Source organism: Rhodoferax sp. (assembly GCF_039922535.1).
Taxonomy (GTDB): domain Bacteria; phylum Pseudomonadota; class Gammaproteobacteria; order Burkholderiales; family Burkholderiaceae_C; genus Rhodoferax_B.
In genome coordinates, this window is record NZ_JBDTEM010000260.1 from 1 (window position 1) to 9,915 (window position 9,915).

The 9,915-nt window shown below is 64.0% G+C and carries 7 protein-coding genes and 5 pseudogenes; 5 read left to right on the forward strand and 7 right to left on the reverse strand.

The window, feature by feature from the left end:
- Positions 1-505: pseudogene (locus ABI213_RS11965) on the forward strand (malate synthase G); the annotation flags it as partial.
- 131 nt (positions 506-636) lie between these two features.
- Here the strand turns inward: ABI213_RS11965 and ABI213_RS11970 are convergent.
- The 3 pseudogenes from ABI213_RS11970 to ABI213_RS11980 all read right to left on the reverse strand — a co-directional run.
- Positions 637-1,110, reverse strand: a pseudogene (locus tag ABI213_RS11970) (type I restriction enzyme endonuclease domain-containing protein); the annotation flags it as partial.
- 99 nt (positions 1,111-1,209) lie between these two features.
- Positions 1,210-1,458: pseudogene (locus ABI213_RS11975) on the reverse strand (cytoplasmic protein); the annotation flags it as partial.
- Between the two features lie 13 nt (positions 1,459-1,471).
- Positions 1,472-1,885, reverse strand: a pseudogene (locus tag ABI213_RS11980) (N-6 DNA methylase); the annotation flags it as partial.
- A gap of 6 nt (positions 1,886-1,891) precedes the next feature.
- On the opposite strand from ABI213_RS11980, the pseudogene ABI213_RS11985 reads away from it, so the two are divergent.
- Positions 1,892-2,101: pseudogene (locus tag ABI213_RS11985) on the forward strand (hypothetical protein); the annotation flags it as partial.
- Positions 2,102-2,500: 399 nt separating this feature from the next.
- Here the strand turns inward: ABI213_RS11985 and ABI213_RS11990 are convergent.
- The 4 genes from ABI213_RS11990 to ABI213_RS12005 all read right to left on the reverse strand — a co-directional run bounded on the left by ABI213_RS11990 (position 2,501) and on the right by ABI213_RS12005 (position 7,073).
- On the reverse strand, positions 2,501-3,589 hold the full coding sequence (locus ABI213_RS11990) for an ABC transporter ATP-binding protein (protein ID WP_348008284.1): 1,089 nt from the start codon (positions 3,587-3,589) through the stop codon (positions 2,501-2,503).
- Positions 3,590-3,592: 3 nt separating this feature from the next.
- Positions 3,593-5,188 carry an iron ABC transporter permease gene (locus tag ABI213_RS11995; protein ID WP_348008285.1) on the reverse strand — a complete coding sequence of 532 codons (1,596 nt, stop codon included), beginning with the start codon at positions 5,186-5,188 and terminating at the stop codon, positions 3,593-3,595.
- Positions 5,189-5,197: 9 nt separating this feature from the next.
- On the reverse strand, positions 5,198-6,214 hold the full coding sequence (locus tag ABI213_RS12000; RefSeq protein WP_348008286.1) for an iron ABC transporter substrate-binding protein: 1,017 nt from the start codon (positions 6,212-6,214) through the stop codon (positions 5,198-5,200).
- 160 nt (positions 6,215-6,374) lie between these two features.
- Positions 6,375-7,073: a hypothetical protein gene (locus ABI213_RS12005; protein WP_348008287.1), complete on the reverse strand. Its 699-nt coding sequence runs from the start codon at positions 7,071-7,073 to the stop codon at positions 6,375-6,377.
- A gap of 257 nt (positions 7,074-7,330) precedes the next feature.
- Between ABI213_RS12005 and ABI213_RS12010 the strand changes: the two genes are divergently transcribed.
- Genes ABI213_RS12010 through ABI213_RS12020 form a run of 3 tightly spaced genes read left to right on the forward strand, consistent with a single transcriptional unit; the run spans position 7,331 to position 9,878 of the window.
- On the forward strand, positions 7,331-7,564 hold the full coding sequence (locus tag ABI213_RS12010; protein WP_348008288.1) for a cysteine-rich CWC family protein: 234 nt from the start codon (positions 7,331-7,333) through the stop codon (positions 7,562-7,564).
- 9 nt (positions 7,565-7,573) lie between these two features.
- Positions 7,574-9,082 carry a mechanosensitive ion channel family protein gene (locus ABI213_RS12015; RefSeq protein WP_348027251.1) on the forward strand — a complete coding sequence of 503 codons (1,509 nt, stop codon included), beginning with the start codon at positions 7,574-7,576 and terminating at the stop codon, positions 9,080-9,082.
- Positions 9,083-9,113: 31 nt separating this feature from the next.
- The gene (locus tag ABI213_RS12020) at positions 9,114-9,878 is read left to right on the forward strand and encodes a class II glutamine amidotransferase (RefSeq protein ID WP_348027253.1); all 765 of its coding nucleotides are present in this window, start codon (positions 9,114-9,116) and stop codon (positions 9,876-9,878) included.
- The last annotated feature ends 37 nt before the right edge of the window (positions 9,879-9,915 follow it).

The window sequence follows — 9,915 nt, forward strand, 5'->3', positions numbered from 1 at the left end:
AAAGGAACTGGAAAAGATCGACGCCAACGCCGAGCGCGACACGCTGCTGAACGGCCTGCTGACAATTCCCGTCACCACCACGCCGAACTGGTCAACCGCAGACAAGCAGCAGGAACTCGACAACAACGCCCAAGGCATTTTGGGCTATGTGGTGCGCTGGATTGACGAGGGCGTGGGCTGTTCCAAGGTGCCCGACATCCACAACGTCGGCCTGATGGAAGACCGTGCCACGCTGCGCATCAGCAGCCAGCACATGGCCAACTGGCTGCTGCACGGCGTCGTGACCGAAGCGCAGGTGAAGGAAACCTTCGAGCGCATGGCCGCCGTGGTCGACGGCCAGAACGCCGGCGATGCGCTGTACCAGCCGATGGCCGGGCACTTCGACACGTCAGCGGCATACAAGGCGGCGTGTGATTTGGTGTTCAAGGGGCTGGAGCAGCCCAGCGGCTACACCGAGCCGCTGCTGCACGCTTGGCGCCTGAAGGTGAAAGCGGGAACGGCCTGAGGAAAATGCTACTGAATCAGTAGCTGCCAGCGCAGGTTAAATATGCGCTGGAGGCCGATTTCTCTTAAATTTCATTCAACAAAACGGCACCTACGGGTGCCGTTTTTTCGCGTATGCCATAGGCCTCTTGCTTATCTGGCTGTCCAAGCATCCGATAACCGCTCCGCCTGCACCAGCACCAGCCGTATCGCCTCTTCCTGCAAATCGGGCGGGTACTTGTAGCGGCGCAGGGTGATGCGCACCAGGTTGCGCAGGCGCGCGCGCACGCTCTCGCGCTTTTGCCAATCGACTGAGGTGCTATTGCGCAGCTTCTCGGTCACTTCCACCGCAATTTTCTTCAAAACCGCGTCGCCCAGCTCGCGCACGGCGCTTTCGTTGTCGGTAATTGCGTCGTAAAAAGCCAGCTCAGACGCATTCAGCCCCAGCTTGTCGCCCCGCAGCGCCGCCTCGCGAAACTTCTTGGCCATGGCGATCAGCGCTTCTATCACCTGGGCGCTTTCCACTGCGCGGCTCAGGTAGCGGTTGAGCGCCGCTTGCAGCCGCTCGCTGAACTTGCGCTCCATCACCACGTTGGTCCGCATGCGCGACTTCACCTGGTCGGCCAGCGTCTGCCAAATTGGCTTGGGTAGCAAGGCCTGCAACGATTTGGCAGACGCTGTCTGCCAAATCTGTGGATACGCCTGATAGAACTGCCGGTATTGCCGCAAACTGCGCGCGGCCACGCCCGCTGCGCCCTGCCGGCTGAGGCGGGCGGACACCTCGTCCATCAAGCGGGCTCCGTAAATGGCGCGGTCGGTGCCGTTCTGCTCAAACTCCGCCAAGTACAAGCCTATGCACCAATTGCGCAGCGTCAAACTGATATTGACGGCCTTGGCAGCTTGGTCGGCCAAGGCCGCGTGGGTGTGCTCGATAGCAGCAAGCAAATTGGCAAAGTCGAATGCTGGGGTGCTCATGGCTTTTGCCCGGCTGGCCGGGCAAGGCCACCATGCACTCCACCAGGTCGGCCTCAATCAGCGCTTTGCGGATTTCGCCCTCGTTGTTGGTGTTGCTGCCCATGGAGCCGTTGGCCAGCAGCAGGGCCATGCTGCCGTGGGGTGCCAGGTGGTGGATCATGTGCTGCATCCACGCGAAGTTGGCATTGCCGTCGGGCGGCACGCCGTATTTCCAGCGGGGGTCGTCGTCGCGCACGCCTTCTTTCCAGGCCTTCATGTTGAAGGGCGGGTTGGCCATGATGAAGTCGGCGCGCAGGTCGGGGTGCTGGGGGCGGGTGTAGGTGCTGGCGGGCTCTTTGCCAAAGTCAAAGTCCAACCCGCGGATGGCCATGTTCATGCTGGCCAGGCGCCAGGTGGTGGGGTTGAACTCTTGGCCGTAGATGCTGAGCTGCACGTGAAAAAACCCTTTACGCGCATGGCCGCCGTGGTGGACGGTCAGAACGCGGGCGACGCGGTATACCAGAACATGGCGGGCCACCTCACCACCAGTGCTGCATACAAGGCAGCCTGCGATCTGGTGTTCAAGGGCCTGGAGCAACCCAGCGGCTACACCGAGCCGCTGCTGCATGCCTGGCGGCTGAAGGTGAAGGCGGGTATGGCTTGAGCAAGATGCTACTGAATTAGTAGCTTCCAGCGCAGGTTGAATATGCGCTAGAGGCCAATTTTGCATTTAAAAAAGGCACCTTCGGGTGCCTTTTTTGTGGGAAAAGACCGTGGAGCACGTTACTACCGAAACCATAGCTGCCACCGCAGGTACCACCTGCGTCAATGGCCTATTTCTTCCATAAATGCAAAACGGCAGCCTAAGCTGCCGTTGTACGGGGGTTCACCGCGCCGGGGGTGCCGGGGGAATACCCGGTTGGCGTTTTAACGTGCGGGCATACGGCGACGATCGCGGTCGTCGGAGGGCCAGTTGTATTCGGTGGTGCTGTGCGTAGTGGTCATCGGGAATCTCCTTGTGCACCTACAACGAGGCACCCGGGGATTCGGTTGACAACTTTTTTTAAGCGACCGCGTCCACGAACACATGGGCCTGGCCCATGACGGTAATTTGCACGGTGGCGCCCACGGGTGGGATGTGGATGGCCGGGCTGCGCACCAGCAGGGCGGCGGCAGCGGAAGGCGCGTCAATCTGCGGGTTGCCCAGCAGGCGCACGGTCAGGCCACACAGCGCGCCGCCGAAGTCGATGTCTTCCACCACGCCCAGGCAGGCCTCGGCATCGGTATCCATGGCGTTGGCGGGCACGGGGGCCAGTTGCAACTGCTCGGGGCGCAACATAATTTGTGCCGGGCCTTTGCGCTGGCCGTCGTTGACGGCGATCACGCCCAGGGCGCAGGTGGCCCAACCTTGCGACAACTGGGCGGGTAACACGATGGTTTCGCCCAAAAACTGGGCGGTGGCGGCATCGGTGGGGTGCAGGTACAGGCTGTGCGGAGAGCCGACCTGGGCCAGGCGACCCGCGCGCATCACCGCCACCTGGTCGGCAAACGACAGGGCTTCGGCCTGGTCATGGGTGACCAGAATGGTGGTGATACCGGCTGCGCCGAGCAGCTGGGCTACGGCTTTGCGGGTGCTGGCACGCAGGCCGGTGTCCAGGGCGGAAAACGGCTCGTCCAGCAGCATCAGGCGCGGGCGTTGGGCCAGCGCGCGGGCCAGGGCTACACGCTGCTGCTGGCCGCCAGAGAGTTCATGCGGGCGGCGGGCCAGCATGGCGGGGTCTAGCGCCACCATCTGCATCAGTTCGGTGATGCGCTGGGCACGGTCGGGCGCGTTGCGGGCCAAGCCGAAGCCGACGTTGTCGGCCACGCTCAAATGCGGAAATAAAGCCCCTTCTTGCGGCACAAAACCAATGCCGCGCCGGTGGGCGGGGACGGCGTTGGGGCCGTCGGCCAATGGCTGGCCACCCAAGGTGACGCGGCCTGCATCCGGGGCTTCAAAGCCCGCGATGATGCGCAGCAGCGTGGTTTTGCCCGAGCCGGACGGGCCGACGATGGCGGTGCGGCTGCCTGCGGGTACTTGCAGATCGACCCCGGCCAGCGCGACTGCGGGGCCGTAGCTTTTACGGACGGCGTGTAGTTCCAGAAAGCTCATGAATCAGCGGCCTGCGGTTTTTTTGGATTGCACGTAAAGAAGCCAGGTCATGGGCATGGACAGCAGCACCATCATCAGCGCGTAGGGGGCGGCGGCGGCGTAGTCGATTTCGCTGCTAAAGGCCCAAAACGCGGTGGCCAGGGTTTGCGTGCCGGTGGGGGCCAGCAACAAAGTGGCGGTGAGCTCGTTGGTAATGCCCAGCGCCACCATCGCCATGCCCGCCGCCGCGCCGGGTGCGGCCAGCCGCAGGGTAATAGACCACAGCGCCTGCGTGGGCGTGCGGCCCAGGCTACGGGCGGCGTATTCCAGCTCCACCGGCGCCTGGGAGATGCCGGCGCGCAGGCTGACCAGCGCACGCGGCAAAAACATCAGCATATAGGCCAGCAGAATCGTGGCCACGGTTTGGTACAGCGGCAGAGCCACCCGCACGGTGATGGTGACCAGCGCCAGCGCCACCACCACACCGGGCAACGAGCCAACCATGTAGTTGCAGGCCTCCACCAAGCGTTGCAGCTTGCCGGGTTTACGGATAGACAGCCAGGCCATGGGCACCGAAACCACGGTGGTCAGCACGCCGCCCAACACTGCCCACACCAGGGTTTGGCCCAGCGCCGCGCCCAGCACGTCCAGGTGCCACACGGCTGCCCCCCCAGCGATCAACCAGCGCACCAGCGTAAACAAAGGCACGCCCAGCGCCAGCAGGCTGGTGACAAAAGGCAGCAGCCAGGCCAGCGCCGTCCAGCGGCCCAGTCGGCTACGGACCGGCATGCGGGCGGCACCGGTGCCGACACGGGCATAGCGTTCGTGGCCACGCAGGCGGGCTTCCAAGCCCAGCAAGCCAAAGCAGCAAACCACCAGCACACCCGCCAGCATATTGGCCGCCGGGCCGTTGTAGGTGGACTGGAACTGATCGACGATGGCGGTGGTAAATGTGTCGTAGCGGATCATCACGTACAGGCCGTACTCGGCCAGCAAATGCAGGCCCACTAGCAGCCCGCCACCACACAAGGCCAGGCGCAACTGTGGCAGTACGACGCGGAAAAACACCGCCCACGGCCCCAGGCCCAGCGACGAAGCTGCGTCTTCCATGCCCGGGTCCAGCCGCCGCAGGGCCGCCGACAAGGGCAAATACATAAACGGGAAATAGGCGATGGTGGACACCAGCGCCGCACCCGCCAGGCCATGCAGGCTGGGCGTCACGGTCATCCACGCATAGCTGTGCACAAACGCGGGTACGGCCAGCGGGGCCACGGCCAGCGCCGCCCAGGTGCGGGCACCGGGCAGGTCGCTGCGCTCGGTCAGCCAGGCCAACGCCAGCGCCAACACGGCGCAGACCGGCACGGTCACCAGCTCCAGCAGCGCGGTATTGACCAGCAGCTCGCCCACGCGAGGCCGAAAAATCAGCGGTGCGGCGGTTTCCCAACCGGTTTGCCAGCCGACCCAGACCACAAAGCCCAGCGGCAGCAGCGCAAACAGCGACACCACCACCGCAGCCGCGCCCACCCACGACAGGCGCGCGCCCTTAAAGCGGCGCATGCCCTCTGGTGGCACGCCTAGCAAGGCAGGCGCACGGTGTAAATCAGACGGAACGGCAGACACTGCGGGGATTTACAGCAAGCCCGCCTGGGTCATTAGATCCGAGACTTTTTTGCTGTTCAGTTTGGAAGGCTCGACCTTGGGTGCTTGCAAATCGGCCAGCGGCACCAGTTTGGGGTTGGACGGTGCGCCCACGCCCACGGCGTATTCAAACGAATCGCCGGTTTTCAAAATCTCTTGGCCCTGTTTGCTGGTCACCCACTTGACGAAGGCCTGGGCTTCTTTGGCACGCTTGCTGGTGGCCAGCACGCCGCCACCAGAAATGCTGACAAAAGCGCCCGGATCTTCGTTGCGGAAGTAATGCAGCGCGGCGTTGTTGCTGTTTTCACCGGTCTTGGCCTGGTCGCCGAAATAGTAGTAGTGGTAGATCACGCCGCCGTCGATCTGGCCTGCGTTCACGGCCTTCATCACCGTGCTGTTGCCCTTGTAGGCGGTGAAGTTTTCTTTCATGCCTTTGAGCCAAGCGGCGGTGGCGGGTTCGCCCTTAATTTCCAGCATGGCGCTGACGATGGCCTGGAAGTCGGCTCCGGACGGCGATGCGGCCCAACGGCCCTTCCAGGCGGGGCTGGCCAGGTCCATCACCGACTTGGGCAACTGCTCGGGCGTGAATTTCTTCTTGTTATAGACAAACACCGTGCTGCGCGCGGCGACACCCATCCAGTGGCCGGTGGAGGGGCGGAAATTGGCGGGCACCTGGGCCAGCGTGGCCGGGTCCAGCGGCGCAAACAGGCCAGCCGACTCCACCAGGGTCATGGCGGGCGAGTTTTCGGTCAAAAACACATCGGCGGGAGAAGCCTTGCCTTCTTGCACCAATTGGTTGCCCAGTTCGCTGTCGCCACCATTGCGCAAAACCACCGGGATACCGGTTTCCTTGGTAAAGCCATTGGCCCAGGCCTGGGTCAGGCTGACGTGTTGCGCGTTATAGACCACCAGCGGCTCGGCGCTTTGGGCAGAGGCCCCCAGAGAGACGGCCCACACGCCTGCAGCCAAGGCCACGGCACGAACCAAAAAAGGAAGGGAGATTTTCATATGCACACTTTGAATGAAGGGGCAACGGGGGATGCTCCTCCCGGTGCCGCAGAGCGAACTACGCAAATAAGAATTAGTTGCATCTGAATTCTAACCGCGCACACTCCCTGCTGGGGCTGCCCCTGCGGACGCGGGGGCTATTTGCAGATCTTTACGGCGGTCAGAGCCGCGCGTTGCGGGTACTGCTGGGTTTGCGGTGCTTGTGTTTGCGCGCCGTCTGGCGACGGCTGAAGACCAGCATCGCGCGCAGGCCCTGCAAGCAGCCCAGCAACACCGCTGCGCCGATGGCCCAGGGCACGACCTCTCGCACCAGGGCCGAGGCCAGAAAAGAGGCCTGCTCTTCGTCCAGCTTGAGTTGCTCTTCGGAACGCGGCGGTGCGTTATTGGCGGTGGCGTTTTCGCTGCCACTACGGTTGGCGCGGCGGCGCAGTACATTGCTATCGGCGTCGGCATCGGCCGCTGCATCCGAACCGAATTCGGTACTCAGGTACTGCTTGGCCTCGATGGCACCGGACTGGACTGCAGCGTCTTTGACGGCGACGTGCAGCGTTTCGCCCAAGGAGGTGGGAGCCGGTTTAGGGGCAGAAGCCGGGCTGGCAGGCTTCTGCACCGTGTCTGTGGGGGCAGCGGCGGTAGGCTTGTCTGCCGAGGCCTTGACCGGAATGGCGGACAAGGCCCGTTGCACAGGCGAATCGGCGCTGGCATCGGCCAAGTCGGCCGCGTCCTGGGCCTCCTGTGTCGTCGCAGGCAACAGGCTGGCGCTGGACGCAGCGCCAGCAGACAAGCATCCGCCGACACCGACCACGGCACACAGTATGCGAACGCCCACCCGCGGCCCCATCACACGCCACCATTCCATAGACTTGTCTCCAACGCCCAAAAACCGCTCATACCCTTGAAGGGGGGCACCATTTTATTAAGTTGATTTTATTTGCAATATGCGTTGCCAGGGGTGCTCCCTCGCGTGGCTGCCGCCACCGCAATTGCCCCCTCATATCGATTGCTACTTATTTAATAGCTTCATATGCGCTCTGCATCTGCGCAAGGCACCGATTTTTGCTATATTTTTTCTTGGAAAACTGTTTCATTTCGTAAAGAAGCTCAGTACCATGGCCCATGCCTGTTGCCGCCCATCTGCCAGACCCACGTAGCTGCCCGCTGTGTGGCCAGCCCAATCGGTGCGCCATGGAACTGGCGCGCAGCACCGGGCTGCCACAGCCCCCGTGCTGGTGCCTGGCTGTGGACTTCAGCCCGGCCACGTTGGCAGACATACCGGCAGCGGCACGGAATCTGGCCTGCATCTGCCCAGCCTGTGCGGCCCCATTGCCCGCCGCACCACCCGCCTCCTGACAGCCCCGCATGCCCTCCTGGACCACCGGACTGCTCCGCCCAGAACTGCTGGCGTTGGCCCTGTTGATTGCCGTGCTGGCCGGTGCACTGCGGCTGCTGCGCCCCCTGCTCCAGCGCGCCCTGCGGCCCACCTGGGCTTTGCTCAACCTGGCCTGGTGCGCCCAGGTGCTGGCGCTGCTGGCGGCCACCCAGGACCACGTTTTGCTGATGGGCATCTTTCGCGACAGCGCCCATGTGTTTACCGTGTGGGCTGGCATACAGATCGGCACGCTGCTGGTGTATCGGGTGCTGCTGCCCGCCCTGCGGGTGCAGTTGCCGCAAATCGCCCAAGACCTGACCCTGACCGCCCTGTCGCTCGCCTGGGGGCTGGTGTGGCTGCGGCTGGCGGGCGTGGACCCGACCCAGCTGTTTGCCACCTCGGCGATCGTGACCGCGGTGGTGGCCTTTGCCATGCAGGACACGCTGGGCAATGTGATGGGCGGCGTGGCGCTGCAACTGGACAACTCGATGCGGGTGGGCGAATGGGTGCAGATCGACGAGCTGAGCGGCCAGGTCGTGGATGTGCGCTGGCGCCACACCGAGATCGTCACCCGCAACCGCGAGACCGTGGTGGTGCCCAACAGCTGGCTGATGAAAAACCGCTTCAAGGTGCTGCGCAAGCGCCCTGGCGAACCCCTGCTGTGGCGGCGTATGCTGCAATTCAACATCGACCACAGCGCCCTGCCGGGTACGGTACTGCGCACGCTGGAGTTGGCGGTGTCCGATGCCAGCATCGCCCACGTCGCCTTGCAGCCCCCACCCAGCGCAGTGCTGATGGAGGTGTGCGCGGGCTACAACCACTACACCCTGCGCTACTGGCTGACCGACCCGCAGTTTGACGACCCCACCGACTCGGCCGTCCGCGTCCACGCCCTCGCCGCCCTGGCCCGCGAAGGCATCCCCTTGGGATTGCCGCAGGCCGAGCGACTGGTGGCCAGCAAAGACGAGCAGTCGCGCAACGCCCACGTCCAGCGCGAACAGGCCCGCCGCATCCGCGCCATCCGCAGCATTGCGCTGTTTGCCAACCTGCCCGATGCCGAACAGCAAACCCTGGCCGCGCATTTGGTGTACGCGCCGTTTGTGGCGGGCAGCGCCATCACCCGGCAGGGCGCGGTGGCGCATTGGCTGTACCTGATCTTGCACGGGGATGCCGAAGTGGTGGTGGACAGCAGCACCGGCCGCACCACCGTCGCCACGCTGCACGACGGCGAATTCTTTGGCGAAATGGGCCTACTCACTGGCGAGCCCCGCAGCGCCACCGTGCGGGCCGTCACCGACGTGGAGTGCTACCGGCTGGACAAGGAAGGCTTTGGCCTGGTGCTGGCCGCCCGCCCGGCGCTGGCCGAAGACATCGCCACCCTGCTGGCCCAGCGCCGCGCCGCATTCACCGCGCGGCTGCAGCAGTCGGCCACCGCCGCACCGCCAGTGCGCAGCAAAGACCTATTGGCGCGGATGCAGGCGTTCTTCAAGCTGGCGTAAAACCCCAAGCCACTGCGGGTACAGTTCAGAGATGTGCCAACTTTTAGGAATGAACTGCAACACCCCCACCGACGTGGTGTTCAGCTTTAGCGGCTTTGCCGAACGCGGTGGCCGCACCGACCACCACAGCGACGGCTGGGGGATTGCGTTTTTTGAAGGCCTGGGCCTGCGCCATTTTGTGGACCACCAGCCAGCCTGCGCGTCGCCGGTGGCCGCGTTGATCCGCAACTACCCGATCAAAAGCCGCAACGTCATCGCCCACATCCGCAAAGCCACCCAGGGCGTGGTGGCGCTGGAGAACTGCCACCCCTTCGTGCGCGAGCTGTGGGGCCGCTACTGGGTGTTTGCCCACAACGGCGACCTGAAAGACTTCGCCCCGCGCCTGCACAGCAGCTTTCGACCGGTCGGCAGCACCGACAGCGAACAGGCTTTTTGCTGGATCATGCAAGAGCTGGCCAAGTCGCACGCCGGGGTGCCCAGCGTGGCCGAGCTGACGCTCACCCTGCGCGAGCTGGCGGCCCGCATCGCCCGCCACGGCACCTTCAACTTCTTGCTCAGCAACGGCGAAGCGCTGTGGGCCCACGCCACCACCAGCCTGTACTACGTGGAACGCCAACACCCGTTTGCCCAGGCCACGCTGAAAGATGACGACCTGAGCATCAACTTTGCCGACCACACCGGCAAAGACGACCGCGTCGCCATGGTCGCCACCACGCCCCTGACCACCAACGAAAGCTGGGTCGCATTTGCACCGGGCGAACTGAAAGTGTTTGTGGGCGGCGCGCTGGTCGGCTGAATCCACAACGCTGCAGTTTAAATAGCTGCTCGCGCAC